We start from the raw sequence: 25,573 nt of genomic DNA on the forward strand, positions 1-25,573 counted from the left end.
TATGTAGGGATATTTTTTAATTTTACGTGGAATCATCATTGTAGATTGTGAGCACGGTTGTTAAAATAAGGCTATTATTACTGGTGTTGACCCTATGCTTTATAGGTACGGCCGTCACCATCAATCTTACGTTCAATGATGAAGAAATCCTTCTCCTTGATGCACGTACCATCCAAAACAACCTACATAAAAAAGAGGAGATTGTCTATGATTTCCTTAATGACTCCAGTCTTTTCAATGTGCTTAAGACCTTGGAGAATGACGTCGAACGTACCGAGGAGATTCTCGACTACTTCGTCAATAAACATGAAATTTATCCCTTCGTCTATGTAAACAGTGAATTGGTTATTTGGGGAACGGATAAATTTGTTCCTAAAACAGATGCTGGCATCCGCAATAGTGTCGACATCATACAAACCGGAAATGGCTGGTATGAGTCGATTAAAAAAAATATTGGCAATTTTTCAGCATTATTTTTGATTCCTATCAAGTCAGACTTTCAAAAGAACAATGAGTACTTGCAGAATACGTTTTCGAGAGACCTCATCGAAACCAACAACCTGGAGATAGCCGAATACGATGACCAACTGATTTACAACATCAGAAGCATGACCGGCGAATATTTGCTTTCCGTCAAACTACGTGACGGGCAGCACGACACGTTTTTTTCCAAATTGGAGTTGGCCATGTGGATGCTCGCAGGGTTTTCGGTCATACTTTTGTTCAACATCATCTGTGTGTGGCTAGCCAGACGGGGATGGGTATGGTCTTCCGTGCTGTTGTTTGCATGCTGTCTTGTTGGCATACGTTATTTGGATCTGCATTACGGTCTGTTGGCTTCTCACTTTTACACGGGGCTTTTTGACCCACGAAATTTTGCTTCAAGCTTTCTCTTTCCACATTTGGGTGGTTTCTTCCTGAATATCGTTGCCTTTACTTGGTTCGTCGGTTACTTATATTCTTTCCGGCGTCGGCTGAAAATCCCCGCTTTTGGCTATACCAAAGTAGGGAGTTGCATGTTGATTTTTCTATTCAGCGTGCTGATTTATTTTGTAAGCCATGGCATATCGGTGGTATTTGCGGGGCTTGTCACGAACTCGGGCATCAACTTTGACGTGACGAACATCCTGAATCTTAGCGCATACAGCTGGGTTGGAATATTCGCCCTGTGCCTGAGCATCATGTCGCTTCTCCTGCTCATCGATTTGCTGGTAGAACTCGCCCAAACTTTGATCCCTGATCCGCACAGGCTACTTACTATTGGAACGGTAATTATCTTTTGTGCGGCAGTACTACTTATTTACTTCGGCGATTTTCAGCTCCGGGATTTTCCTGTAACGTTCATTTTACTGAGCACGCTCATAGGGCTGCGCGCTTGGTATGTCAAACGTAAGGGCCAGTTTGATCTAGCCATCTTTATCTCCACCTTACTCCTACTGGCTGCAATCACATCGATAAAACATGGCCAGTTCCAACGCTATAAGAAAGAGGAGGAACAAAAGATGGAGATTTCTAAACTGGAAGCCGTAGATGACGCCAATGCCATTGCATTATTTCATGATTTAGAGAAGGAAATAGTAAAAGATCCAGTCCTTATTGACTACTTTAAGCGGCCAAAAGACGGAAATCAAGAACTACTCAACGAACATCTGAAACGAACCTACCTAAGTGGCTATCTATCCCGATATGAATTTGTTGCAAATGAATTTGACACCAACTGGGTTCCGATTGGTAACAGCTCGGCAAGCAAACGGGAAGCTTACCGGGATAAGGTAATATCCGGTGCGATTAAAGTGTCGGAAAATTTTTACCGTGGCAGTAGTCGGTTCGGCAATTTTGAATATTTCGCCCAGCTTCCCGTAGAAGAGGGCGGAAATCCTTTAGGCATTTTGCTTATTGAGATGCAGAACCGATCATTCAGCCAGTTGGCCGCCTATCCCGACATTCTTGCAGACAGCAGAATAGGCCAGCAACAAACAGAATTATCAACCCGCTATGCATACGCTTTCTACCGAGATGGCAACTTGGTAAGCCAATACGGCGATTATGTATATCCGCTGTCCGAAGCGACTTATCCAGCAGAGCAGCGCAAATACATACCGCTGGGCGTCGAAGGCGGCTTTGAGCATATGATGTACCGTCCAAATAGCAGGACACTGATATTACTCAGCCAGCGTCAGCAGAGCAGTTGGATGCAACTGGCAGCATTGTCGTTTATTTTCCTTGTTTTTTTGTTGTTCGCCATACTTGCCTTCATCTGCCAATGGCTGGTCTTGACGTTAAACAGTAATGACTTCAGTTTGCGAAATCTCCGATGGAGCTTCCTGATCCTCACCAATAAAGTACTTTACAGTACACGCATTCAAACGTTTATTGTCGTAGCGGTTGTGTTCACGTTGATCGTTGTCGGTATCATCACCTTCTTCAGCATCAGCAGTCAATTTAGAAAACAACAGGAAAACGGTGTTTTGAAATATGTCGTGGATATTGCCGGAAGGTATGAATCGCGGATACTCAAGGAATCCAACACCAACCGCGGAATATCCACGGACGAGCAATTCAACATCATTGCCGAGTCCATAGCGTCCGACTTAAATCTTTACGGCACCGATGGCCAGCTAATATACTCTACACAACCTAGGATCTACGACCTCCAATTAACGTCTCGTTACATGAATCCCCAGGCTTGGCTGCACATGGCCCGATATCAGCGGTCGGAATTTCTTCAACATGAACATATTGGCGGCTTAAACTTCATTGCCGCTTATGCGCCCATCCGGGATGATGAATATCAGCCGGTAGCCTTTTTAAGTTTACCTCATTACAGCTACCAAAAGGAATTTGACCAAAACGTCGGGTTGCTCCTCAATACGCTCGTTAACATTTACGCATTGATTATTCTGGTATTGGGATTGTTTGCGGTATTCGTCGCAAACAAAATTACCGCTCCGCTGGCGTTAGTACAACGCAGCCTTGCCAAAACCAGCATCGGTAAGCAGAATGAGCCTATCTTTTGGAAAAGGCACGATGAGATCGGTAGCCTTATCAAGGAATACAACCTTATGATTGCCGCGCTTGAACAAAGTGCCAATACCATCATGCGATCCGAGCGGGAATCCGCTTGGCGCGAGATGGCTAAGCAAGTGGCGCATGAGATCAAAAACCCGTTAACACCTCTTAAGCTTGGTATCCAACAGCTGGAGCGATCTTGGAAAGAAAAGGATCCCCGGTTTGACGAACGCTTCGCGAGGTTCAGCGAATCGTTTATTGAGCAAATCGATAGCCTTTCGCTCATCGCATCAGAGTTTTCAGAGTTTGCAAAGATGCCCGACACACAGCTTAAGGAAGTGGATGTGCTGGACATTATCAATAAAGCAGTAGAGGTATTCAGCAATAATGTAGGAGTAAAAATACAAGTAATCAATCAATGCGGCGACGGCCCAATAAACATCCTGGGGGATCGGGACCAACTGCTGCGATCATTCAACAACCTGATAAAAAACTCGATAGAAGCCGCCATAACCAAACGCAGATGCCATATCCATATTACGATAAGTTATGACATGGATAATTATCTTTCGATAGCTGTACGGGACAACGGCCATGGCATCAGCCCCGAAGCGAGGGAAAAGCTATTCCAACCCAATTTTACGACCAAAAGCTCCGGCACCGGACTTGGCCTTGCATTTGTGAAACAAGCAGTAGAAGGTATGGGCGGAAATATCCAATACGAAACAACTGTGGGAAAGGGCACCACTTTCTTGCTGCGTATTCCATCGATAAGCATCCGGAAAACACAGCAGCAAGAGGTTATCTGAGAAACGGGGGATTTTATTTCAACACAACGCTGCTTTGGCCCATGACCGTATTATCCGCATACAGCAATATGGTGTACGTACCTTTCTGAAAACCCTTTGTGTCCGTCCACTCAATGACATAGTCTGCGCCATCATTCACAAAATTGATGGCCGTCTTATAGGTGTACTGGATTTGGTTGCCGTCAACTTCAAAAAGGCCATTATCCGTTGTCCGTAAATTGCCATTCGGGTCAATTACACGCAGGTAGACGTCATGCATACCCACTTGTGCCAAGGGATTGTCTGCTATTGTAAAGTGAATCTGGAATTTATCTATCCGGCGTGCCCGTGTCTCCACACTTTGCTTATTATTGCTGCGTTCACGAACGCCGTTTATCGAGATGTTTGAAACTTTGAGGGTTGAAGCCAGCCTGACCTTATTGGTCAGGTCGGTATTTTCCTCTTCAAGTGCAGCTACTCGGTCGGAGGAAGAAGAAATCTCCTGTTTCAATTCATCCCGCTCAGATCGGAGCTGCTCGTTTTGGACTCGAAGATTTTCCACTTCGGTTACGTATTTGGAGACTTGCTGCTTTAATTGGTTGATTTCGTGTTGGGCGCTAACCAGTTGTTCGCGTGTCAGGTTGTTTTGTGTTAATTGGTTGCGCAATGCTGCAATCGTGGTGCGGACACTATCCTGAGCGGCTTTCAAGGAGGTGCTAAGCGTCAGATTCTCGTCTGTTAACCGATCAAGCTCGGCTTCAATCCGATCGATCTCCGCCTGCATACTTATCCGTTCATCCGTTAGCTCGTAGACCCTGTCTCCAGTATTTTTATACTTGATATAAAAATATACATTGGTGGCAAGCAGAGCCAAAATAGCTACTACAAAGAAGTAAATCTTTGTGGAGTCCTTTCTTATTTCGCCAGGTTTGGACTCCATACCTGTTTCTTGCATCGTATGTATTTCTTGCATGGTCTATACATCAAAACGCTATCCTAACACACGGTAACCAGTATGCAAAAATTGTTCCAACATCCTTTCGAAAGAAGGATTGATGTAGCTCGATAACTACAATACGCGAAATAAATTAAATGTCTGACGTCAGGCTTCAGTACGCGGTAAGTCTGCCCTCACACCGAGGGGCATCCTTACCGCTTCGTATCGAAAGTTAGCGCTTTCGCAATACGGATTTCAGGAGATATTGCCCGTATCCACTTTTCAGCAAAGGCTGTGCTATAGCCTCAAGCTGTTGGGCATCAATGAAGCCCATCCGGTAGGCCACCTCTTCAATGCAGCCAATCTTCAGGCCCTGCCGCTCCTCGATGACCTGCACAAATTGGCCTGCCTGCATGAGGGAAGTAAATGTCCCTGTGTCCAACCAGGCCGTACCCCGGCTGAATACGCCTACTTTCAACCGTCCCTGTTCAAGATAAGCTTTATTGACATCGGTGATTTCATATTCACCACGTGCCGAGGGCTGGATACTTTTTGCAATCCCAATCACCGAATTATCGTAAAAATACAAGCCCGGGACCGCATAATTAGATTTTGGATGGGCAGGCTTTTCTTCAATGGAAACCACATTGCGTTGTTCGTCAAACTCGACTACGCCATATCGTTCAGGGTCGGACACCGGATACGCGAACACAACGCCACCATCCGGATCGGCGCTTTGCTGCAGCAAACGCGACAGTCCCTCGCCATGAAAGATATTGTCGCCCAATATCAATGCAACCTTGTCATTCCCTACAAATTGCTCGCCTAGTACAAAAGCTTGCGCCAGCCCATTGGGAACTTCCTGCACCGCATAGGTAAATGAACACCCCAACTGCGAACCATCGCCCAATAATTTGCGGAAAGCAGGCAGATCATGGGGTGTAGAAATGATCAGTACATCACGGATTCCCGATAATAGCAATGTTGATAAAGGATAATAAATCATTGGCTTGTCGTAAACCGGCATCAACTGTTTACTCACTGCCAATGTTAAGGGGTGCAGCCGCGTACCGGAACCCCCGGCTAAAATAATACCTTTCACTTCGTCCGTTAATAATTAGCCCGACACTCTATTTTGCAGCCTTCACCGTAAACGGCACACGCCAAGTTCCCCAAAGTAACGCAACCGTCCCAGTTTTATCAGCGGTGATGGTAAACTGCTCCCTAGAGTCATCGCTGTTTGTCGGGGTGGCGGCCACACGCAGGACATCTGCTGACTCGTCATATTGCGTGCCCCATTGATCCCACACCTTATTGAAGATAAGGGTTGTGCTATATTGATCCGGAATGGAGCTAAGCCCATATTTGCCCGCAGGCAACAGTTGCCCCTGAATCAACACGTCTTTGTCTACTTCGAACGTGGTGGTTTCGTTGGCACCTGTGCGCCATCTTTTACCAAGCGGCACAAAATCCGCTGAACCCAGTTGCCGTCCATTGAGCGATGGTTTGCTGTAATGGATTTTTATTGTGACGCCGTCATCGGTGGTGACGTTGACACTATCCGGCGGACTAGCCCGCTGGCTTTTGTCTTGTTGAGCGAAGGAGCTTACCGACAGGGTTGCTACAAACAGCAACGACAATACACTTGCTTTCATGAGTTATAACTTTATAGTTTCACAATATTATCGTAGCAAACGGCTGGGATAGCCATCTCTTAAAACCGTTCGAAATTAAACACCAGATATCCCGTCTGGCCTTCCATATCAACAGGCATCCGCAAGGTGAGTTGATCGGCATCCGCGTAGGCCAAATCCAATCGGTAACCGGCCGTTACATTGCTGGCTTTGTCTCCCGGGTAAATCTTCTTAAATTGAAATTGGGGCTCTCCCCCACTCTTTCCCGGATTATAAATTGACCAAACGATATTACGCACGGCGCCGGGAGCACAAAGCTTACCCTCTGCATCAAAAGTGATGCTTCCCTTGCCGTTGTTTGGCAAATTCCATATGCTCCCAATGAAACATTCTGCCGGAGCTTCTTCAAAAATTGTTTTGACAGCGTAAGCGGACGGAAAGGCTTCTTTATCAATGGAGTGCAATACCCATTGACCTTTCACACCATTACGCCATGCTGAGGCCGAGGGCGCCCCCCCTGTCGTGCCTTGCTGTGACGAGCAAGCGGTTGCACCAATAAAAACAGCTATCAATGCGGCAAACAGAAATGGTAATCTATTCATAGTGTTTAAAAGAAATTGTAAAGATAGTAGATTCTTCTATAAAATATCGTTTTTTTATGCGTGATGTTGAATATTCACGTATGTTTGTTTTTTTTAAGGCTAAGAAAGCAATATACATGACTCCTTCCAAAAACCATACCATCAGTAAATTTGCCGCCAAACTGCTGGTGCGGTTATTTATTTTGTTGCTTTTATTCGCTTTTGCTCCCGCAATTCTCGAGCAAGAGACCGTAAGACCGTTAGGGCAAACGTTCGTATACATTGAGCATAAATGGGCTTTTATATTCCCTGGGTTGCTTTTTCTTTGTTTCCTGGCCTTACTCATTCTCACGCTTCGTCATCGTTATCAAAAAACGGACCTCAACTGGATGCTTTCGCTTAATACCCTTCTGTTGATCATCTATGTCATTATGTTGTATGCCAGGCTCTATCCACTTATCTTCGGATAAGGCCGGATAGTCATCCCATTTTTTTTATCTTTGGGATCTTTATCAACGACGTATGTATGGCTCAGAATAAAATTTGGCGTGCAACCAAAACAGTGCTTAAGATTGCGATCACCGCCGCTGCACTGTATTGGGTGTTCAACAAAGTGGAGCCAAAGGATTTGAAAGAAGCCTTGGCTGGCTCCAATCCGCTGTTTTTGGCGCTGGCTTTTGTGGCTTATACCTGTTCAATTATGATTGCTTCCACACGCCTGAACGGCTTTTTCCGCAATATCGGGCTGGAATTAACCGAAAGGTATAACTTCAAACTTTATCTTTTAGGCTTATTCTATAACCTGTTTTTGCCTGGCGGCGTAGGCGGCGACGGTTACAAAATTTTCTTCCTGCGGCGCAAATTCAAAGTCAAGGGCCGCCATCTCTTGTCTGCGGTTTTTTTTGACCGTCTCAGTGGGCTTTGGGCACTGTGCCTGATAACTTCAGCGTTGATCATCTTCATACCCCGGCTGCAAATTCCAAATGAAGTTCCCATCATAGCTGTCGCGCTGGGCACAGTAGCTTATTATGCGGTGCTCCGCCGATATTTTACTGTATATAGCCGGCATTTCGTGACTACCCATATCAAAGCAATAGGCGTACAGTCAATGCAGGTTGTATGTGCCATCTTCCTACTGTATGCGCTTGGTTTTGAAGGCAAATTTTCGCCTTATTTGTTTATGTTCTTGCTTTCATCGTTAGTGGCGGTGATCCCTTTTACGGTAGGCGGGCTCGGTGCGCGCGAAATGGTCAACGTTTATGGAGCGCAATATTTTCAGCTGGATGAGCATCTGGCTCTGTTAATCAGTTTACTGTTCTACCTAACCTCAGCTACTTTGGCTGCCTCAGGCGCTTATTTTATTTTCCGGCCCCGGAAATTGGGTGAAGATAAGCTGCCCACTTCCGAGGAGGCGGCAATGAGCAATGATGATGAAGACAATAATTAACAAAATAAGCCATGGCAACGATTGTAATCACAGGAGCAAGCAGCGGCATCGGATTTGAAACCGCCTTAGCCTTAGCGGCGACCGGGCATTCGATTGTAGCCGTTGCACGTTCGCAAAGCGGCTTAGGCAACTTACAGCAGGCTTCCGTTCAAAACATTGTCCAATCCAACATACACATTCTGCCGTTTGACATCATACACGGTGATTATGAAAACTCCCTGTTGCCGTTTGTGACGACGCAACTCGGGCATGTAGACATACTGATCAATAACGCGGGTGCACTCATCAACCAGCCCTTCGAAAAGACTTCAATTGATGCATTTTCTGACATGCTTCAGAGCAACTTCATAGGGCCTGTGCGCATGATTCAACACCTATTACCTCTGATGCGTCCAGGTAGCCATATTATCAACATTGGCAGTATGGGCGGATTCCAGGGCAGCGTGAAATTTCCCGGCTTAGCTGCTTATTCGGCAAGCAAGGCAGCGTTGCACGCGCTGACCGAGTGCCTTGCTTTGGAATTTGAGGCTAAAGAAATCAAAATAAATTGCTTAGCTTTGGGTTCCGCGCAAACAGAAATGCTTAGAAAAGCGTTTCCACAATATGAGTCGCCTGTGACTGCGTCGGAGATGGGTGCTTATGTTGCGCATTTCGCACTTACCGGTCACCGGCTGTTCAACGGTAAGGTATTGCCTGTAGCGGTTACCACACCATGAATTACAGAAGCATGAATAAAAACAAGATGAAAACGTCAGGTTTATATCAATTAACGTTATTGCTATGCGCCATCGTCGTAACGCTTTCTTGCCGAAATGAATCAAGGGACAGTGCTGAAAATGCAGGCAGCGATGCGGCTGCTGAAATCGCCGAGGAGAATCAAGCACCGCTGCCGTCACTACCCTACATCGCCGTTTTTGATGAAGCGTCGGAGCAACTTGGGGCCGAGAAAAATCCCGATTTTGATGGTTCGCCACTAACCATTGAAGCGCTGACCCAAGCACTAATCACTAACTATCCCGAGATCACCATAGTGGTACGAAACGTATCTAACGACACGCTTTACCTACAGATTCCGGATGCTCAATACCTTACCCAGCAGATGGGATCTTCCGGATCGCAGATGTACTTACTGGAAGCCACGTACGCATATACGGAGCTCCCCGGCATTAATGCCGTCAACTTCGGATTTGAAGAGGGTGATCATGCCATTCCGGGAACATATACCAGAAAGCACTTTGAAGAGCTCCGTGCGCTCCCCAAATAACTCCGTTGGCAGCCCAACTCAGGCTGGTACCGCGGAATATTAGCATGCGATAAATGCGGTCCTGTCGTATTTCATCCTGTATTTGGTAATAGCTGTTTAAATAATATCTTTGCAACCGAGACCGGTTGGTCCTATCGTGTTGCTAATGAGAAAGTTTTTTGGTTATATCCTTTCCCCTGTTTTCTATTTGCTTTTTGGTATCGTCATCACCGTGTTTCATCCTGTCCAATGGCTGTGCCTTAAGCTTGGCGGTTATCAGGCACATAAGAAATCGGTTGATACGCTCAATTGGTGCCTGGTAGCTTGTTATTATGTATTAGGCAATACTGTGAAATTCGTAAATAAGCAACCGTTGCCTACAGACAGGCCGATCCTTTTTGTGGCCAACCATCAAAGCATGTATGATATCCCTCCCTTAATTTTTTTCCTGCGCAAACATCATGGCAAATTCATTTCTAAGATAGAGCTTGCCAAGGGTATTCCCAGCATCTCGTTTAACCTCCGCCATGGCGGGGCAGCCAACATCGATCGCAAAGATCCCAAGCAGTCTATAGCCGAAATCCTCAAGCTGGCCAATCATATGAAGACAAAAAAGTGGTCGGCCTTTATTTTCCCGGAAGGCACCCGCTCAAAAACCGGCAAAGTAAAACCGTTTAATGTGGGCGGCATTGCAACGATACTGAAAAAAGTCCCTGACGTGCTGGTCGTTCCCGTGGTTATAAATCGTTCCTGGGAAATGGTGCGCTATGGTTTTTTTCCACTGAATACATTTACGCGGATGTCCTGGGAAGTGCTCCCTTCCATCGAGCCCCAAGGACTCAGCGCAGAAGAGGTTGTTGCGCAAGCCGAAGCCCGTATCAAGACAAAGATTTTGGTTAATTGACGCGCCTTCCCTTCCATTGATATTTACCTATGTTGCCCGCCATACCAATATACACCATATACACAATGTGTAAAACAGTGAGCAACGGCAGATAGGCCAATAGGCCCATTCGCTTAGCAAACCGGCACAGGGGATACAAAAAGCAGCATTCCACCATCAGTTTCATGGCAAGGGCCAACGTGAACATTGGCCACAGGACAGTGTCGCAACATAGCACCGCGATGCCCGTAAACAGCAATAAACAATTGAACAACCAAATGGCTACACCCAACGCGACGAGCCCTTTATTTTTATAATGCGTGCTTTTGGATGCCCATCGCTTTCGCTGATGAAGGAATCCACGTAAGTTTGCCTTGGCATCGGTATATACAATGGCGTCCCTCGATTTGCAAAACCCAACCTTATCGGGATACTTAGCCGCTACTTTATGCAAAAATAACTCATCGTCACCCGATGCCAAGTGATCAATTCCGTTGAAGCCGCCCATTTCATGAAACACATCGCGACGATAAGCCAGATTCGCCCCATTGCAAGTGGACGGGCGCCGGTGCCCTATGCCCGCGGCACCGAGCCCGATCAGATATAGAAACTCCAGCGTCTGCAATTCTTCAAAAAAACTTCGCTGCTCCGAATATATCACCGGGGCAGAGACTAAAAAGCTATGATGTTGTTCTACATAACTCACTATTGTAGCCAGCCAATTCTTACCCATCCGGCAATCGGCGTCTGTGGTGACGATAAGTTCGCCGGTCGCAACGGCGATAGCCGTAGATATCGCCTTCTTCTTATAAGAGTTCAGCGGTTCAGACTCGTTTAACTTCAGCAGCTTAACCCCTAAAGGGGCAAACGTCTGTACAATAGCCGACGTATTGTCCGTAGAATGGTCGTCTACCACGATGACCTCCAACAGATCCGCTGGAAAATCCTGCGCCAGGATATCACTAAGCGTGCGCCCGATATTGGCTTCTTCGTTACGTGCCGCTATAAGCACACTGACCTTGGTCACAGGTCTTGTTTTTTTTGAGAAAACGGGGAGCGCCAGCCAGCCAGCGCGCATATACCATACCAATACCGCGTATATTCCTGTAAATACCGCTAAAAAGACGTTAATTAGCTGTGTCGCCAAAGAAATTAATTTTTAGAACAAACACCGAACCTAAAATGGCGGGCAATATAAGGTTTATAAACCAAACGCAAGAAGCTATCGCCATTACCGCAATATCTTGATCAGTAATGTGCGCATATAAATAGCTTGCGGTAACGCTTCTAATCCCAAAATCAAAAAGGTCAAGTGTCGGTAATGCCGACTGGACAAAAAAGAGAATGAATATCATCAACAACATGGGCAGAAATTCAATACCCGGGATAATAACCAGCATCAAGATACAATACTGCGACGTAAAAATAACAAACCTTGCCAACGAGTTGAGAAACACCAACGCCAATTCACGACGACTGTAACGGGTCAAAATTTCAAAGAAACGATGAAACCGGCGAAGGAACCCAATCCGCTTTATCCAGCCGTTAATCAATTTGACATTGAAATAGAGTACGACAAAAAAACCTGCGTACAATACAGCCAATAACCAAAGGGCAGCCCCATAAATAAAGCTAATATCAAAAAACCGGTTGACAAACCACGCAATACTTAGCGAACCCGCGACACTCGTCAGCACCAGCTGAGCCAATGCACCTATCCCCATGGCCACTACACCAAAAATACGTTTACGCGGCGGAAGGAACATAACCCGCCCCCCATATTCACCTATTCGATTGGGCGTAAATACCGCCCATGTTAATCCGCAAAAAACAGACTGCACGGACGCCCACAAACTTATCCGTTCGATATACCGGCAAAGGTATCGCCACTTTACCGCTTCTAAAAACCAGTTGACAAACATCAGTGCCGCCACTACCGATAGCGTGGCAGTTACGCCACCTGCGCCTAACTCACGCATCAGCCGTCCGAACTCCCGTAAATTTTTGTGATTGTTGAGCTTGTGATACAGCACCCAGACCACCAGCAGCAAAATGGCGATTTTAAGGACTGCACTTAATATCTTTTTTGTTCTATTGCTCAAACCAGATGATTTGCGTGCAATGTTACTAAAATTTACGAGCCAAACCTAACGGGATGATTTATGGCCGGTTTATTCGAACGAAAAGCCGTAATATTGCATCATGCAACAACCCGCTAACAAGGAGCGAATCATATTGGGCATTGATCCCGGCACGACGGTACTGGGATATGGGATCATCAAAGAAACCGGCAGGATGCTCTCCCTTGTCAGCCTTGGCGTAGTCAAACTGGATCATCTGGATGACCACGGTCTAAAGTTACAACGGATCTTCCAAAAAACCAGCAACCTTATCGAACAGTATCAGCCCGATTGCGTAGCTCTTGAAGCGCCTTTCTATGGCAAAAATATTCAAGTGATGCTCAAGCTCGGCCGCGCACAAGGAGTGGCCATGGCAGCGGCGTTGAATAAGGACATCCCCATCTTTGAATACGCCCCTCGCAAAATTAAACAATCCGTCACCGGCAACGGCAACGCGGCGAAAGAGCAAGTAGCGGCAATGCTTAAGACCCTGCTAAGGTTTGAAGAAACCCCGCAGTTTTTGGATGCTACGGATGGATTGGCTGTAGCCGTCTGTCATGCATTCCAAAACAGGCCATCGACTTCGAAAAAAGGGAACTATTCAAGCTGGGAAGCGTTTGTACGCAACAACGCAGACCGTCTAAAGTAAATCATCATAATTTTACTTGCCGAATTACATTTTTTACATTCAATTCGATTATATCGGTCATCGTTCGGCATTTCAGGTAGTGATGATTTTGATAATAATGAGCGTACCCCTCCCTAAGCTGCTTGACGTTGGCAGACGTAGACAATTCTTCGGTGTTGGACACATCACGTAAGGCTGCAATTCGATGACGTTCGCTACGCACACGGTGCACAATGGATGAACGCTCTTCCTGCTGGTATTGCAATACCGTGCGGTCGGTCAGGTGCTCCATGCAAAGCCTGACATACGGTAAGTTGTCTTTGAAAAACTGAGGCATGTATACCTTCGGATTGCCCTCGTAAAATTGCTGGTCAAAATCAATCGCACGAATACGGAATTGGAAATCATCAAAGTCGGGCGTAATCTGCATAACAAAATTATACGCCCGCATATCACCCAAAAGCGTGATAATACACCGCTCATTGAATTTTACAAATTCCTTTGCAATCCGTTTTGGATTATAGTCGGTATTATACATCAACGATTTAGCGAATACATCTCCAGGAATCCCCACAATATGTTCCTCCACGAGTGTCTGCCCATCTACCATGTAATTCACCGGATTAGGAGATATTATCTGTTCCAGTTCCAAGCCATATATCCGAGATGCATCTGCCTGCTTCACATAGAAATAATCATATACATCATTCAATCGGTTTACAATGCGTATCCGAAAAGGATGTGTATTGCCGAAAGCACAATATTCCACCCTATCAATGTATTTATGCTCCACAATCCGAGTGTTACCGGAAGCTTTAAGCTGTGCATAAATAATTTTCAATCCATTGTAGAGATTTTCTTGAATATGTGGTGGATAAAGCGGCGTTTCCCATAAGGTATCCTTCCCATTTTTGTCGATAACCGGTACAGTTTCATAGAAATCCAACAAATTTTTATAGCTGATGGGCATCCGGGCATCGCGCTGATAGGTACGCAGGTACTTCTGCAGCGCAGGGGCCACCGGATATACCGGCTTCTTACGAGAAATTCTTACATCTTCAGCTTCCATACATTCATACCAAACTAGTAGGTAAAAATACGCTTTTTAATATATACATCAGAAAATTAAAAAGTCTTCATAAATAACTGTAATTTAGCCTAAATTTTTAAAGAATTGGCAATAAATACGGGTTTAATCTATCAATTGAACAAAGAACCGACAAACAATATCAGATATAAAAGGAAGAAGCTCCTTTGGGAGAGGAGCTTCTACGCTAACCAATTATAAACCTATATTAAATTGAGGGAGGGCAATACCAAAATCAGCAGTCGTCATTGTTTTTTGCTGATCGATTGATACAAAAGTAATAATAATATTGATTTATTAAAGTTTTTTTATCAAAAAAATTCAATTTTTACGTTTTTTATAATTAAATTTGAGATAATTTGAAAAAAACATCAATTTTTATGGAAAAAAAGCACGAAAATTTAGACCTTGACAACTTAGATATCCAAATTTTATCTATTTTAATGAACGATGCCTCCATACCTTACACCGAAATTGCAAAAAAACTGATTGTATCGGGAGGGACCATACATGTCAGGATGAAAAAAATGGAAGAATTAGGCATCATAAGAGGATCAAGCCTAATTATTAATCCACAAAAGGTTGGATTTGACATCACAGCCTTTCTTGGCATCTATTTAGAGAAGGGCTCTCAATACAACAATGCCGTTGAACAGCTAAAACAGGTAAAGGAAGTTGTAGAATTGCATTACTGTACCGGGACGTACAGCATGTTCGCCAAGATCATTTGCCGGGATACGACACATCTGCGAAAAGTACTAAACGAAGATATTCAGTCAGTGAAAGGCATACAACGAACAGAAACCATCATTTCGCTTGAGGAAAGTATCAAACGGCAGATCAGTTTGGTATAGGCCAAAACTCAATAGCCTAAACCCAAGCATCAATCGGGAAGCATTGCTCCGTAAGCCATAGACGGAGCAATGTAAAATCCATTCGGAAAGCAAAGCTGACCAACTACCGCTGGAGGACCCCATCCAGGCCCACCTTCACATCAAACGGTTTACAATATGCATCCAGCAATACCGCGGTAAGCCTCCGGGTCAGCGGTATGTTTTCGTCATATTCACCATCCAACTGGAAGCGGCGTTTCCAGTATTTTTGCACCTGCCCTTCCAATTCGTTTCCGCGCTGCCCCACAAATTTGATATAGCTAAACAAGTCGGTTAGCGTTAATGTATCGACATCGGGATGATCGACAAACCAAATCTGGCTTCTTGAAAAAAGCTGGTTTGAAACCGGCTTGATTTCGTCGGCCGTCACAGGCTGATCGACATCGAAATACAGTCTGCCATCGCTGTCGGCTCTTCCCAACAGCATACCCGTAGCACCGATGCGCTGAATAGCCGCGAAATGCGGATCTTCAATGGCTACATCACCAAAGGGAATCAGACGCGCTCCATATTGCAGTATTTCACCCTGCACGTTCCGACTATCCAATTTATCTGAGGTTGTTTTGAAAAATGCCGTGTATGCGGCCGCTGCACCGACCGCCTGCCCCACATGCATTAATAACGGAATATCGTCAACCGTGCCGCTTAACAAACGTTCGATTACCGGCAGTCTGTGAGTCACAAAGAGGTTGCTATCGTCCGGGGGTACCAGCGAAGCTAAAGGCAATGTAAAGGATCGCCCGCCCAAATCTCCGACGGCCACTCCAGTACGGGAAAGCCCCTCATAAGCACCAGCTTGGAAATAGTCATCCGCCAATGCTGTTCGCGCCGCTATACTATCCACATTGCCCTTAGCCAATTGATAAAGATAGGCGTCAACCGATGCATCAATCACAGCCCGCACCTTGAAGCGGCTTCGATCGGCCAGCTCGATTTGCCAACTTTTACCTGATTTTTTAACGGAACGCAATTGCCCTCCTTCAATTAGTGTCAGGTTTTTATTTGCCTTTAATACACTGTCGACGACATTCTGTACAATTCGAGGGTTTATCCGTCGTTTGGCCAGAGCCGATAGGGAATCACTGGGTTTGTCATGGCGCAACGTATTTGCCAATAGTTTGGCCCATATTCCGGCATCCAGACCGGTGTTGGCATCGACGGAAACTACCGTTGAAGTCAACTCCGGCATTACCTTATCCCCGTTTATGACCCAAACGGTATTCAGATTTGACATGCAGGATTGCAGCGCTGCGGCATACGCATCCGGACCATAACCATATACCAGCACCTCCGGATGCTTGCTTTGGGACATGCTCCACAGCGGTGCAATAAAAATTAGGAAGTATATATACAGTTTATTCATACTAGCCGATTTGAAAGAAAACGTAAAATTAGACATAAATGCTTCACCAAGGTTTATTTTTTGATTTTTTGGCTGCAAGCCGTAAACTATAGACTGCAGGCTGTAAGCTGTAGGTATCGGCTGTTCGTAGCAACTACAGCTTAAAGGTCAAATCCAATAAAAAATCAGCCAACTAATAATTACCTTTGCGACATGATAAATGAAGAAAAATCACTCAATTTCCTGGAGGAAATTATCGAAGAAGATATACGCAAGGGCAAACATGGTGGCAGGGTACTTACCCGTTTCCCACCCGAGCCCAATGGTTACCTTCATATCGGCCATGCAAAATCCATCGTGCTCAACTTTGGTCTTGCGCAAAAATACAACGGAAAAACCAATTTGCGGTTTGATGACACCAATCCGGTGACTGAAGAAACCGAATATGTGGACAGCATAAAAAACGACATTAGGTGGCTCGGCTTCCAATGGACCGAAGAGCTTTATACATCTGATTATTTTGAGATTTTATATGGGTACGCCATAAAACTCATCAAAAAGGGGCTCGCGTACGTAGACGACAGCACGCCGGAAGAAATAGCCGCATCCAAGGGCACCCCCACCGAACCGGGCAAGCCTACCCCATACCGGGACCGCAGCGTGGAAGAAAACTTGCGCTTATTCGAAGCTATGCGGGATGGTAAATTTCCCGACGGTGCTAAGGTTTTACGGGCCAAAATTGATTTGGCCAACCCCAACATGCATCTGCGGGATCCGTTGCTGTACCGAATCAAACATGCACATCATCATCGCACTGGCGATAAATGGTGTATCTATCCGATGTACGATTTCGCACACGGGCAAAGCGATTCGATCGAACAAATCACCCATTCGGTATGTACACTTGAGTTCGTACCCCATCGACCGCTCTATGACTGGCTCATTGAACAGTTGGAAATTTTCCCGTCGAAACAATACGAGTTTGCTCGTTTAAACCTTAACTATACCGTCATGAGCAAGCGTAAACTCCTGCAACTGGTCAACGAACGGCATGTGGAGGGATGGGACGATCCCCGTATGCCAACCATCAGTGGACTGCGCCGGCGCGGATACACGCCAGCAAGCATCCGCAATTTCTGCGAACGCATAGGCGTAGCCAAACGCGAAAACATCATCGATGTAGGATTGCTGGAATTTTGCATACGTGAGGATCTCAATAAAACGGCATGGCGCCGCATGGCTGTGTTAGATCCCGTGAAATTGGTCATTACCAACTACCCTGAAGGCCGGGAAGAAATCCTCTCGGGCGAAAACAACCCAGAAGTAGCAGGCGGCGAAGGTGAACGTGACATCCCATTCGGCCGCGAGCTGTGGATAGAACGCGAAGATTTCATGGAAAACCCGCCGAAGAAGTTTTTCAGGCTCGCACCTGGACTGATGGTCCGGCTTAAACATGCTTATATCGTCAAATGTGATGACGTTGTAAAAGATGCCACAGGGAGCGTGATCGAAATTCACTGCACTTATATACAGGAGTCCAAAAGCGGCGAAGACACCAGTGGCCTCAAGGTAAAAGGCACCATCCACTGGGTGAGCGTAGCGCACGCCAAAACCGTGGAGATTCGACTATATGACCGGCTGTTTAACGTAGAAAACCCAGCTGCCGAGGAAGATTTCAAAGCCAGCATCAATCCGGATAGCCTCCAGATAATCAAGAGCGCATACGTAGAACCCGACCTATTGAACGCCGACCCGGGCAAAGGGTACCAATTCATTCGGAAGGGATATTTTACACTAGACACGAAGTCTCCGTCTGACAAGCTGGTATTCAACCGCACCGTAACATTGCGGGATACGTGGGCCAAGGAAATGCAGAAGGAATAAGGCCGTTTCAGAAAACGGCCTGTATAATGCGTTTAGTCGGATTCGGGTTACCCATGGTGTAGAAATGCAAGACAGGGGCTCCCATGGCAATGAGCTCCTTGCATTGATGGATCATCCATTCAATTCCTACATCCCGAACTTCCTGTTCGGATCGACAAGCCTGCACCGCCTCACTCAATTCCAAGGGGATGTCCAAGTGGAATGTTTTCGGCAGGCTCACCAACTGCTTACTTCCGGTCAACGGCTTCAGCCCGGGAATAATGGGGATATGGATGCCATTGGCCCGGCACCTATCGACAAACGCCTTGTACTTGCTGTTGTCGAAAAACATCTGGGTGACTATAAAGTCCGCACCCAAATCCACTTTCATTTTCAGGTACTTGAAATCTGTATCGAGGTTTGGCGACTCAAAATGCTTCTCCGGATAGCCCGCCACTCCGATGCAGAAGTCCGTCCGCTCGGAGTTTTCCATATCCTCATGCAGATAACGGCCATTGTTCATATTAACCACGTGCTGCAGCAAGTCGGAAGCATAAGCATGCCCGCCCGGCGTAGGGATAAACGAACTATCACTTTTGCGGGCATCGCCCCGCAACACCAGTACATTGTCAATCCCCAAAAACTGCAGGTCAATGAGTGCATTCTCGGTTTCCTCCTTGGTAAAGCCCCCACAGATCAGGTGAGGCACAGCATCCACCTTATATTTATTGATAATCGCAGCGCACGTAGCCACCGTACTGGGCCGCTTGCGGTATGCCACCTTTTCAAGCAACCCATTGGGATGCTGTTTATAGATATAGTCTTCGCGCAGGTAAGTAACATCGATGAACGGCGGATTGAACTCCATCAACGGATCAATAGCGTTAAAGATGGATTGTATGCTCTGCCCTTTGACGGGTGGCAATATTTCAAAGGAAAATAGCGTCTTTCCTTTAGCGTTCTTAATATGTTCGGTTATTTTCATACCAGCGAGCCCTGACTTTGCAGCCGCCAAACTTAGATAAATTCGCCTTTATATGCAAAGCGAATTTGTTGCGTTGCCGCCGTTGACCGCTTAAGAGGAATACACATCTATCAAACCTTCCGGCAAATCCACGTTGAGTCGGCTGTCAACTGCATCAATGGACACAATCAATTTGTCATTCAGCGGAAACATGAGTTCATTACCTTTATAATTCACTGTCGCGACATGCTGCTGCGGATATTCATGAATAGCGATGATCTGGCCTAATCGGCCGTATGTCACATCGTATACGACAAAGCCCTTTAAGTCAGTGATCCGGAAGTCACCAGGATGCCGTTCAGGCCGTTTATTATTGGGAAGATATACCTTTTTACGAACCAGCGCTTGCGCCTTGTCCACATGATCGACATCTTCAAGGAAAATATAAGCGGTACGATTGGGCTGCAATTTCAGGTTTTCCACGAAAAAGGGCACCAGTTTACGATCAACCTCCAAAAACAGCACATCGAGTTCCAGCATCTCATAGTCTTCAAACTCGAAGAACAGTTGTACCTCCCCCTTAAGTCCCCGGGTTTTGCTAATATAACCAATATAAAAGTTGTCGGGAAATTCCATTTTTTACTTAATACATGATGAGCGGCTCAAACATAAAAAAACCGCTTCAGGTGCATATATCACGAAGCGGCTTTGTTTTTCCGGCGAAATTTGATTTATTCGGCAGTCTCATCGGAGGCTGCAGCCTCTTCCTCGGCTGGAGATTCTTCAGCAGGAGGCGTATTCTTGGCTTTAATAGCCTCAGCTATTTCCGCTTTCTTTTTCGCTTCAGCAGCCAACGCTGCTTTCTTCACCTCTTCTTTAGTTTGAGCTAAGCCTTCTTTCTTACCTTGGATTTTAGCTTCCTTGGCTTTCAACCATTCTTCAAACTTGGTATCAGCGGTAGCTTCATCAAAAGCCCCTTTTTTCACGCCACCCAACAAATGCTTCTTATAAAGCACGCCCTTGTACGACAAAATCGCGCGGGTCGTATCCGTTGGCTGTGCTCCTTTATCCAACCAGTCCAGTGCCTTATCGAAATTCAGATCGATAGTCGCCGGGTTGGTGTTGGGGTTGTACGAACCGATACGTTCGATGAATTTTCCATCGCGGGGTGCACGTGAATCGGCCACCACTACGTAGTAAAAAGGCTTACCTTTTTTACCGTGTCTTTGCAATCTAATTTTAACTGCCATTTCCTTTTTGTTAATATGTATCCAACATAGTCCCCGGAGTTTCGCGCTGCGGGGCTGCAAAGGTAGGAAAACTATTACTCATAACCAAACCGTTTCAGGTAATTATCTTTCTTCCGCCAATCGGGGATCACCTTTACAAAGAGTTCTAAAAACACCTTCTTTTGCAGGAACGCTTCAACATCCTCCCGCGCATAGGTACCCACTTTCTTAATCATACTACCACCCTTCCCGATAATAATATTTTTCTGTGAATCACGCTCCACGATGATTTCCGCGCTGATGCGGGTAATGGCGGGTTCTTCCTTGAATGCCGTGATGATCACCTCCGTACTATAGGGAATTTCTTTTTCATAGAGCTTGAACACTTTTTCCCGTATGATTTCCGATACGAAGAAGCGCTCGCTCTTATCCGTAAGTGCGTCTTTTTCATAATAAGGAGGGTGTTCGGGAAGATGTTCCAAAATAAAAGACATGACCGCTGCCAGATTATGCCCGTGCAATGCGGATATTGCAAAGACCGCTTGTGGATGCAGGGTTTCTTCCCAAAAAGCGATTTTGCTTTTAACTTCTTCCTCAGTCGACTTATCTATCTTATTAATGAGCACCGCTACCGGTGAAGTGGTCTTCCGCAACTTTTCGATGACGTCACGTTCGTCATATCGTTCCTGGATATCCGCCATCAATAAAATGACATCGGCATCGATAAGTGAACCCTCTACAAAACTCATCATTGACGCTTGAAGTGTATAGGCTGGTTTGATGACTCCCGGGGTATCCGAAAATACAATTTGATAATCCGGTTCATTCACAATCCCGATGATCCGATGCCGGGTAGTTTGGGCTTTAGGGGTCACGATAGACATCTTTTCACCCACTAACGCATTCATTAACGTAGACTTACCCGCGTTTGGCTTTCCAATGATGCTCACGAATCCGGCTTTGTGCGACATTTTTTTTACAATTTGATTTGTTTTGCAAAGAAACAAATTATATCTTTGCAGTCCAATTCGGAAATAGAATTAAAATCCGGCAGCGATTGCAGGAACTTATTATAAAGATACATTGCGGGGTGGAGCAGTTGGTAGCTCGTCGGGCTCATAACCCGAAGGCCACAGGTTCGAGTCCTGTCCCCGCTACTTGATAGGACAAGCTGGAATTTTCCAGACTTGTCCTTTTTGTTTTTACATCCAACTCCTTGTTAACCAAGAAGATAACACCCGCCACTTCGTTGGTTTTACCGGTTCGATAACCGTCACCTGTAAAAACCGGTTTTTCCTTAAAAATCGAACCGATAATCTCGCGCTTTCGTTTTACGTTGACATGCCTATATAGTTTTCCGAGGCTCGACAAGGCGTTAATGGCTTTATCAAGCAGGGGCTCAATCCGGTCTATCGATGAGGAATATTGTGTAATTTTCGCTTCGAGCTTGTTGATCGTTTCTTCTCCACTGGATTTTATTTGCTTGTAATCCAGTGCGTCCAAGTCGCCTTTTAACAATAATTCCCTTGCCTTATTTATACGGTTAGTTTGTTCCTCCACTTGCCGCAACACCCTCGTCTTCTCGAGGTGAACGCTGTCATTTTGCCGGTCGCTCACATCTTTTACGACTGTCTTATACAGCGTTGCAACTTCAGGACGTGGAATATACTTTCTCAGTTCTTTCTCGAACAGATCATTCGCTACCTCTGCCCTTACCCTAAAGCCGCATTTTGAAGTACAATGGTAATAGTTATAGTATTGGTGTCGCCCTTTCGATGTACTTCCGGTTAACGTACGGCTGCATTTCGGACACTTGATGAATCCCCTGAGCGGTAATTCCACGCCGGCGAAAATTTTTGTGGCATATTCTTTAGCTTTAATTCTTTTCCTTCCATCGAGTATCTCCTGGATATTGTAGAATGTAGCTTCGGAAATAAGCGGTTCGTGCAAGCCCGCAATCAACATACTGTCCTCCCCTTTGTATGCAGGGATGAATATCTTTCCGCAATAGACTGGATTACGAATAGCATTCCAAAACGTGTTCTTAGTGCATTCCAATCCCTTTCTTTTTGCCTCCCAGTATATTTGCTCGGTATTGACATGCCCTTCTTCCAATTTATCAAACGCCCATTTCATAATCTCGGCTTGTTTTGGCTTCGGCGCTATATATTTGGTTCCATCTTCTTTTACCCGATTAATATACCCCACTGGAGCAAGCCCCATATATCTCCCTTCTTTCATAGCCCTGCGCATACCACCAATTACATTCAGTGAGCGTCGGTCGTTTTCTACCTCCCCGGAGGTGAGGTAGATCGCCAGCATCATTTTATTTTCGGGAATGCTAAGATCCAACGGCTGGTCAATTGCGCAGGGTTCAATGTCCAATCGGCGCAACAGGCTAATCATATTATATGCTTCGGGAGCATTGCGGCTAAACCTGTCCCACTTCGTAAACAGTAGCAGATCCACACAATGGCTTTTCTTTTTGTATTCCGCAATCATCTGTTTCCATTCCGGTCGCTCGAAAGTCTTGGCCGAATGATCCTCGAATACGACCTTACGCACAGCAATCCCGTTGAAATCGCAATAGCGGAGCAGCATTTCCTCTTGATTCCGCTGCGAATATCCCTTATCCGCCTGTTCGTCCGTGCTTACCCTAATATATAAATCAGCGGTCTTGGTCATGGTTAAGATAGTGCTCAACAGCCATATTGGCCAATTTATACAAATATTTCAATATAATCGTAGCCTGTTCCAATGTTACATCTAATCCGTTTGCCCTTAGAATCTCCAGGGCTTTTTCAGGTGTAATCCTGCCTCTGCAATCCCCATCCATATCGCCGTTCTATCTGAATAAAAAAAGGCCCTTCCGGGCTTACTGTTTGACTTTACGTTTTACACTTTCTTTGGCCCGCATTGGATCCGTAGGCAAGCAATAACTTTACGCTTTTCCATATTTAGCTTAACTGGCTTATCGCAACCCGAGATGTTTACGTGGATTTTTCTTTAGCGCATAAAACGCTTCGGTATCGGTGACGCAGAAATTCTTAACAGCTGTTTCCGTACAAGCCAACATGAGCGCGGCCTTGCTGTCCTTCTTTGATGCAAGACGGATCACCTCTTTGATTATCGAACGTTCTTCCTTGTCGAATTCCTTCCATTTGGCGTTCAGACCATAAAGTATCGCCTTTGTCGGGAGAAGTATTTCCAGGCAGTTAAAAACGTAGTCAGCCGTCAGCCCGTCATCGAATTTCATGGTTATGGTGTCATTGACGCGATCCGTATTGACTATCCTGCCTATTTCACCCCTTCTCTCAAAAGGGTCGGTTGTCAAATCGGAAGGCACCCTTGCAACTCTACCGATCATGAAATCTTTTTTTACTTTCATATTCCTTTGCTTTTTCTGAGACAACTCCTTGCAACTCACCAGACAGAACTTTTTCACGTTCTCCCTTTTTTGCGCCAACTGAAAGGCATCGCTGTAATACTTTTCTTCGAACAAGCTGTAAACATCCAGTATCGCCCTCACCTCTGCCATTTTCAGTACTGGGTAATTCGCAATTAGATTGTCGAGTATCGTACGACCAGGGAGCAACACCAGCAGCTCGTCGGAGCAGTAGGCCTCGTACTTATTGTAATCCTGAAAATACACGATGACGACACTACCTTTCTCTGCATTTCTGTGAAGTATTCTACCTACACTTCCTGCATATCTATCCCTTAAAACCCGGTCGGGATCCACCAGGACCGGCCATCCTCGGTATTCTTTCGGATTCTCAAACATTATAATAAGATGGATTCCCTGTTAAACACCTTGATATTAGTAATACCGTGTTTACGGACGCTGTCTTTAAAATCCATCCAAAGCCGGATATTGAAATCAGCTAATTCAAGTAGCTCATCTTTGGTCAGCCCATGCGGATTGGCTACAACCGGGGAAGCTTTCTCGCCTCCCTGTACAGGTAAGAACGAAAATATATTTGGAGCATATCCCTCACCTATTTCCAGGCTTTTGCCGATCGCAACGCTGTTCCCATATAACTTTACCTGTTTGCCATTGCTGAATGACAAAACCCTTCTCTTTAAATCCGCCATGATTCAATTGAATTTTCTATTATATACCATGCTTTTTCCCACTCTTTTTTGCGAGGTCCGATTGCTTATGTTCCGGAGCTTCACGCTCCAGCGATGCAAGACACGCCTCATAGAAATCGAGTTTCTCCTGATATTCTTCCAGGCCACGTGAATACACCTTACGTTCGTTGTCGCTGATCTCCCTGCCGGGAGACCCGCGATACAATTTTCCCTCAAGCCGGCGATTGTATAGCCGTATGGCTGCTTTAGCCTCCTTGATCCTGTTGCTCAGGTATTTCGGATTCTTCAGTTTGGCCCCCTCGGCCGTGGCTTTGGCGGTCTCTGCTTTATCCCGGTAATAAGCCGCTTTTTCCTGTTCCTTCACCGATTTACCCATTGTATTGAACATACGCTCCCGGTAGCGCCTATCCCGCTGCTCGCTGTGGTGACCGATCAGGATGGGTTGACCGAACGGTATTGCGCTTGACATCTCGGTCGCCGCGTTATACAGCGCATCGGACTGCCTATCGGCCTTATCTGCGCGCTTTTCCGCTCTTTCTGCCCTCATAGCGGCTCTTTCCTGCTCCCGCGCGACCTGTTCCGCAAATGGGAGCCGTTGGCCGACAGCTCCCCTATCTTCGAATCCCAGGTTTTTAAGAAGCCCTTTCAGGTAACCGCTGTTCACCGCTTTTCCCTTGGAAACCCAACATTCCATTTTGGGACTCCAGAGGCAGTATTTCCGGAAAACCCGCTTTTGGTCCGGAATCAGGGAATCGTAAAATTGCTTAGTGGTAAAGATGTTAAGCTTCTCCGACTCCTCGTTCTTCAAAAAATAGTTTTCAGTTTCCATG

25 protein-coding genes and 1 tRNA gene are annotated in these 25,573 nt (G+C 45.8%); 10 read left to right on the plus strand and 16 right to left on the minus strand.

Features of this window, described 5'->3' with window-relative positions:
- The first annotated feature begins 47 nt into the window (after positions 1-47).
- A complete protein-coding gene (locus JHJ32_RS23140; RefSeq protein ID WP_200120473.1) occupies positions 48-3,818 on the plus strand; it encodes a HAMP domain-containing sensor histidine kinase in 3,771 nt (1,256 codons plus the stop codon).
- A 13-nt stretch (positions 3,819-3,831) separates the two neighbouring features.
- Here JHJ32_RS23140 and JHJ32_RS07180 read toward each other — a convergent pair whose 3' ends face one another.
- From JHJ32_RS07180 to JHJ32_RS07195, 4 genes are all read right to left on the minus strand, one after another.
- Positions 3,832-4,770: a hypothetical protein gene (locus tag JHJ32_RS07180; protein WP_200120474.1), complete on the minus strand. Its 939-nt coding sequence runs from the start codon at positions 4,768-4,770 to the stop codon at positions 3,832-3,834.
- 196 nt (positions 4,771-4,966) lie between these two features.
- Positions 4,967-5,836 (minus strand): glucose-1-phosphate thymidylyltransferase RfbA, encoded by an 870-nt coding sequence (gene rfbA / locus JHJ32_RS07185; protein WP_079716390.1) that lies wholly within the window; start codon positions 5,834-5,836, stop codon positions 4,967-4,969.
- A gap of 28 nt (positions 5,837-5,864) precedes the next feature.
- The gene (locus tag JHJ32_RS07190; RefSeq protein WP_200120475.1) at positions 5,865-6,389 is read right to left on the minus strand and encodes a DUF2911 domain-containing protein; all 525 of its coding nucleotides are present in this window, start codon (positions 6,387-6,389) and stop codon (positions 5,865-5,867) included.
- Positions 6,390-6,448: 59 nt separating this feature from the next.
- Entirely contained in the window at positions 6,449-6,970 is a 522-nt protein-coding gene (locus JHJ32_RS07195) for a hypothetical protein (RefSeq protein ID WP_079716392.1), read from the minus strand.
- A 116-nt stretch (positions 6,971-7,086) separates the two neighbouring features.
- Between JHJ32_RS07195 and JHJ32_RS07200 the strand changes: the two genes are divergently transcribed.
- The 5 genes from JHJ32_RS07200 (at position 7,087) to JHJ32_RS07220 (ending at position 10,543) form a co-directional block, all read left to right on the plus strand.
- On the plus strand, positions 7,087-7,419 hold the full coding sequence (locus tag JHJ32_RS07200; RefSeq protein ID WP_079716393.1) for a hypothetical protein: 333 nt from the start codon (positions 7,087-7,089) through the stop codon (positions 7,417-7,419).
- Positions 7,420-7,475: 56 nt separating this feature from the next.
- Positions 7,476-8,396 (plus strand): lysylphosphatidylglycerol synthase transmembrane domain-containing protein, encoded by a 921-nt coding sequence (locus JHJ32_RS07205; RefSeq protein WP_079716394.1) that lies wholly within the window; start codon positions 7,476-7,478, stop codon positions 8,394-8,396.
- Positions 8,397-8,407: 11 nt separating this feature from the next.
- The gene (locus tag JHJ32_RS07210; RefSeq protein ID WP_200120476.1) at positions 8,408-9,112 is read left to right on the plus strand and encodes an SDR family oxidoreductase; all 705 of its coding nucleotides are present in this window, start codon (positions 8,408-8,410) and stop codon (positions 9,110-9,112) included.
- Between the two features lie 26 nt (positions 9,113-9,138).
- Complete coding sequence (locus tag JHJ32_RS07215) at positions 9,139-9,660, plus strand: hypothetical protein (RefSeq protein ID WP_139378600.1); 522 nt, start codon at positions 9,139-9,141, stop codon at positions 9,658-9,660.
- 145 nt (positions 9,661-9,805) lie between these two features.
- The gene (locus JHJ32_RS07220) at positions 9,806-10,543 is read left to right on the plus strand and encodes a 1-acyl-sn-glycerol-3-phosphate acyltransferase (RefSeq protein ID WP_200120477.1); all 738 of its coding nucleotides are present in this window, start codon (positions 9,806-9,808) and stop codon (positions 10,541-10,543) included.
- Here the strand turns inward: JHJ32_RS07220 and JHJ32_RS07225 are convergent.
- Both JHJ32_RS07225 and JHJ32_RS07230 read right to left on the minus strand, forming a co-directional pair.
- Positions 10,536-11,669: a glycosyltransferase gene (locus JHJ32_RS07225; RefSeq protein ID WP_233632537.1), complete on the minus strand. Its 1,134-nt coding sequence runs from the start codon at positions 11,667-11,669 to the stop codon at positions 10,536-10,538. The two genes, JHJ32_RS07220 and JHJ32_RS07225, sit on opposite strands and share 8 nt — an antisense overlap.
- The gene (locus JHJ32_RS07230) at positions 11,650-12,624 is read right to left on the minus strand and encodes a lysylphosphatidylglycerol synthase domain-containing protein (RefSeq protein WP_200120478.1); all 975 of its coding nucleotides are present in this window, start codon (positions 12,622-12,624) and stop codon (positions 11,650-11,652) included. Before JHJ32_RS07230 ends, JHJ32_RS07225 begins: the two co-directional genes overlap by 20 nt.
- 100 nt (positions 12,625-12,724) lie before the next feature.
- Between JHJ32_RS07230 and ruvC the strand changes: the two genes are divergently transcribed.
- Positions 12,725-13,291 carry a crossover junction endodeoxyribonuclease RuvC gene (gene ruvC / locus JHJ32_RS07235; RefSeq protein ID WP_079716399.1) on the plus strand — a complete coding sequence of 189 codons (567 nt, stop codon included), beginning with the start codon at positions 12,725-12,727 and terminating at the stop codon, positions 13,289-13,291.
- 4 nt (positions 13,292-13,295) lie between these two features.
- Here ruvC and JHJ32_RS07240 read toward each other — a convergent pair whose 3' ends face one another.
- Positions 13,296-14,339: a hypothetical protein gene (locus tag JHJ32_RS07240; RefSeq protein ID WP_079716400.1), complete on the minus strand. Its 1,044-nt coding sequence runs from the start codon at positions 14,337-14,339 to the stop codon at positions 13,296-13,298.
- A gap of 398 nt (positions 14,340-14,737) precedes the next feature.
- Here JHJ32_RS07240 and JHJ32_RS07245 point away from each other — a divergent pair, with 398 nt between their 5' ends.
- Entirely contained in the window at positions 14,738-15,211 is a 474-nt protein-coding gene (locus JHJ32_RS07245; protein WP_079716553.1) for an Lrp/AsnC ligand binding domain-containing protein, read from the plus strand.
- Positions 15,212-15,314: 103 nt separating this feature from the next.
- Here the strand turns inward: JHJ32_RS07245 and JHJ32_RS07250 are convergent, their stop codons facing one another.
- Positions 15,315-16,613, minus strand: coding sequence for an FAD-dependent oxidoreductase (locus JHJ32_RS07250; RefSeq protein WP_176146130.1), 1,299 nt, complete (start codon positions 16,611-16,613; stop codon positions 15,315-15,317).
- Positions 16,614-16,805: 192 nt separating this feature from the next.
- On the opposite strand from JHJ32_RS07250, the gene JHJ32_RS07255 reads away from it, so the two are divergent.
- Positions 16,806-18,476 (plus strand): glutamine--tRNA ligase/YqeY domain fusion protein, encoded by a 1,671-nt coding sequence (locus tag JHJ32_RS07255; protein WP_200120479.1) that lies wholly within the window; start codon positions 16,806-16,808, stop codon positions 18,474-18,476.
- A 7-nt stretch (positions 18,477-18,483) separates the two neighbouring features.
- On the opposite strand, the gene metF is transcribed toward JHJ32_RS07255, so the two are convergent.
- The 4 genes from metF to era all read right to left on the minus strand — a co-directional run bounded on the left by metF (position 18,484) and on the right by era (position 21,619).
- On the minus strand, positions 18,484-19,440 hold the full coding sequence (gene metF / locus JHJ32_RS07260) for a methylenetetrahydrofolate reductase [NAD(P)H] (RefSeq protein WP_079716403.1): 957 nt from the start codon (positions 19,438-19,440) through the stop codon (positions 18,484-18,486).
- A gap of 90 nt (positions 19,441-19,530) precedes the next feature.
- Complete coding sequence (gene rimM / locus JHJ32_RS07265; protein WP_079716404.1) at positions 19,531-20,055, minus strand: ribosome maturation factor RimM; 525 nt, start codon at positions 20,053-20,055, stop codon at positions 19,531-19,533.
- Positions 20,056-20,150: 95 nt separating this feature from the next.
- Complete coding sequence (locus JHJ32_RS07270; protein ID WP_079716405.1) at positions 20,151-20,669, minus strand: 30S ribosomal protein S16; 519 nt, start codon at positions 20,667-20,669, stop codon at positions 20,151-20,153.
- 74 nt (positions 20,670-20,743) lie between these two features.
- Entirely contained in the window at positions 20,744-21,619 is an 876-nt protein-coding gene (era, locus tag JHJ32_RS07275; RefSeq protein ID WP_079716406.1) for a GTPase Era, read from the minus strand.
- A 113-nt stretch (positions 21,620-21,732) separates the two neighbouring features.
- Here era and JHJ32_RS07280 point away from each other — a divergent pair.
- Positions 21,733-21,805 (plus strand) — tRNA-Met (locus tag JHJ32_RS07280).
- On the opposite strand, the gene JHJ32_RS07285 is transcribed toward JHJ32_RS07280, so the two are convergent.
- The 4 genes from JHJ32_RS07285 to JHJ32_RS07300 form a co-directional block, all read right to left on the minus strand.
- Positions 21,765-23,333 carry a recombinase family protein gene (locus JHJ32_RS07285; RefSeq protein ID WP_200120698.1) on the minus strand — a complete coding sequence of 523 codons (1,569 nt, stop codon included), beginning with the start codon at positions 23,331-23,333 and terminating at the stop codon, positions 21,765-21,767. The two genes, JHJ32_RS07280 and JHJ32_RS07285, sit on opposite strands and share 41 nt — an antisense overlap.
- A gap of 286 nt (positions 23,334-23,619) precedes the next feature.
- On the minus strand, positions 23,620-24,432 hold the full coding sequence (locus tag JHJ32_RS07290; RefSeq protein ID WP_200120480.1) for a hypothetical protein: 813 nt from the start codon (positions 24,430-24,432) through the stop codon (positions 23,620-23,622).
- Positions 24,432-24,743 carry a hypothetical protein gene (locus JHJ32_RS07295; protein WP_200120481.1) on the minus strand — a complete coding sequence of 104 codons (312 nt, stop codon included), beginning with the start codon at positions 24,741-24,743 and terminating at the stop codon, positions 24,432-24,434. The genes JHJ32_RS07290 and JHJ32_RS07295 overlap by 1 nt, the downstream gene beginning before the upstream one ends.
- A gap of 19 nt (positions 24,744-24,762) precedes the next feature.
- Positions 24,763-25,572: a DUF3560 domain-containing protein gene (locus JHJ32_RS07300; protein ID WP_200120482.1), complete on the minus strand. Its 810-nt coding sequence runs from the start codon at positions 25,570-25,572 to the stop codon at positions 24,763-24,765.
- Position 25,573: the final 1 nt, after the last annotated feature.

This window comes from Parapedobacter sp. ISTM3, assembly GCF_016533505.1.
In the GTDB taxonomy this organism is placed as follows: Bacteria; Bacteroidota; Bacteroidia; order Sphingobacteriales; family Sphingobacteriaceae; genus Parapedobacter; species Parapedobacter luteus.

Excerpts from the sequence above, each read along its gene's own strand:
- JHJ32_RS07180 (WP_200120474.1), bottom strand. The coding sequence starts at position 4,770 with ATGCAAGAAATACATACGATGCAAGAAACAGGTATGGAGTCCAAACCT.
- JHJ32_RS07200 (WP_079716393.1), top strand. The coding sequence starts at position 7,087 with ATGACTCCTTCCAAAAACCATACCATCAGTAAATTTGCCGCCAAACTG.
- metF (WP_079716403.1), bottom strand. The coding sequence starts at position 19,440 with ATGAAAATAACCGAACATATTAAGAACGCTAAAGGAAAGACGCTATTT.
- JHJ32_RS07240 (WP_079716400.1), bottom strand. The coding sequence starts at position 14,339 with ATGGAAGCTGAAGATGTAAGAATTTCTCGTAAGAAGCCGGTATATCCG.
- era (WP_079716406.1), bottom strand. The coding sequence starts at position 21,619 with ATGTCGCACAAAGCCGGATTCGTGAGCATCATTGGAAAGCCAAACGCG.
- JHJ32_RS07290 (WP_200120480.1), bottom strand. The coding sequence starts at position 24,432 with ATGTTTGAGAATCCGAAAGAATACCGAGGATGGCCGGTCCTGGTGGAT.
- JHJ32_RS07245 (WP_079716553.1), top strand. The coding sequence starts at position 14,738 with ATGGAAAAAAAGCACGAAAATTTAGACCTTGACAACTTAGATATCCAA.
- JHJ32_RS07285 (WP_200120698.1), bottom strand. The coding sequence starts at position 23,333 with ATGACCAAGACCGCTGATTTATATATTAGGGTAAGCACGGACGAACAG.
- JHJ32_RS07220 (WP_200120477.1), top strand. The coding sequence starts at position 9,806 with ATGAGAAAGTTTTTTGGTTATATCCTTTCCCCTGTTTTCTATTTGCTT.
- JHJ32_RS07210 (WP_200120476.1), top strand. The coding sequence starts at position 8,408 with ATGGCAACGATTGTAATCACAGGAGCAAGCAGCGGCATCGGATTTGAA.
- JHJ32_RS07215 (WP_139378600.1), top strand. The coding sequence starts at position 9,139 with ATGAAAACGTCAGGTTTATATCAATTAACGTTATTGCTATGCGCCATC.
- JHJ32_RS07300 (WP_200120482.1), bottom strand. The coding sequence starts at position 25,572 with ATGGAAACTGAAAACTATTTTTTGAAGAACGAGGAGTCGGAGAAGCTT.
- JHJ32_RS07195 (WP_079716392.1), bottom strand. The coding sequence starts at position 6,970 with ATGAATAGATTACCATTTCTGTTTGCCGCATTGATAGCTGTTTTTATT.
- rimM (WP_079716404.1), bottom strand. The coding sequence starts at position 20,055 with ATGGAATTTCCCGACAACTTTTATATTGGTTATATTAGCAAAACCCGG.
- JHJ32_RS07205 (WP_079716394.1), top strand. The coding sequence starts at position 7,476 with ATGGCTCAGAATAAAATTTGGCGTGCAACCAAAACAGTGCTTAAGATT.
- ruvC (WP_079716399.1), top strand. The coding sequence starts at position 12,725 with ATGCAACAACCCGCTAACAAGGAGCGAATCATATTGGGCATTGATCCC.
- JHJ32_RS07270 (WP_079716405.1), bottom strand. The coding sequence starts at position 20,669 with ATGGCAGTTAAAATTAGATTGCAAAGACACGGTAAAAAAGGTAAGCCT.
- JHJ32_RS07190 (WP_200120475.1), bottom strand. The coding sequence starts at position 6,389 with ATGAAAGCAAGTGTATTGTCGTTGCTGTTTGTAGCAACCCTGTCGGTA.
- JHJ32_RS07255 (WP_200120479.1), top strand. The coding sequence starts at position 16,806 with ATGATAAATGAAGAAAAATCACTCAATTTCCTGGAGGAAATTATCGAA.
- JHJ32_RS07250 (WP_176146130.1), bottom strand. The coding sequence starts at position 16,613 with ATGAATAAACTGTATATATACTTCCTAATTTTTATTGCACCGCTGTGG.
- JHJ32_RS07295 (WP_200120481.1), bottom strand. The coding sequence starts at position 24,743 with ATGGCGGATTTAAAGAGAAGGGTTTTGTCATTCAGCAATGGCAAACAG.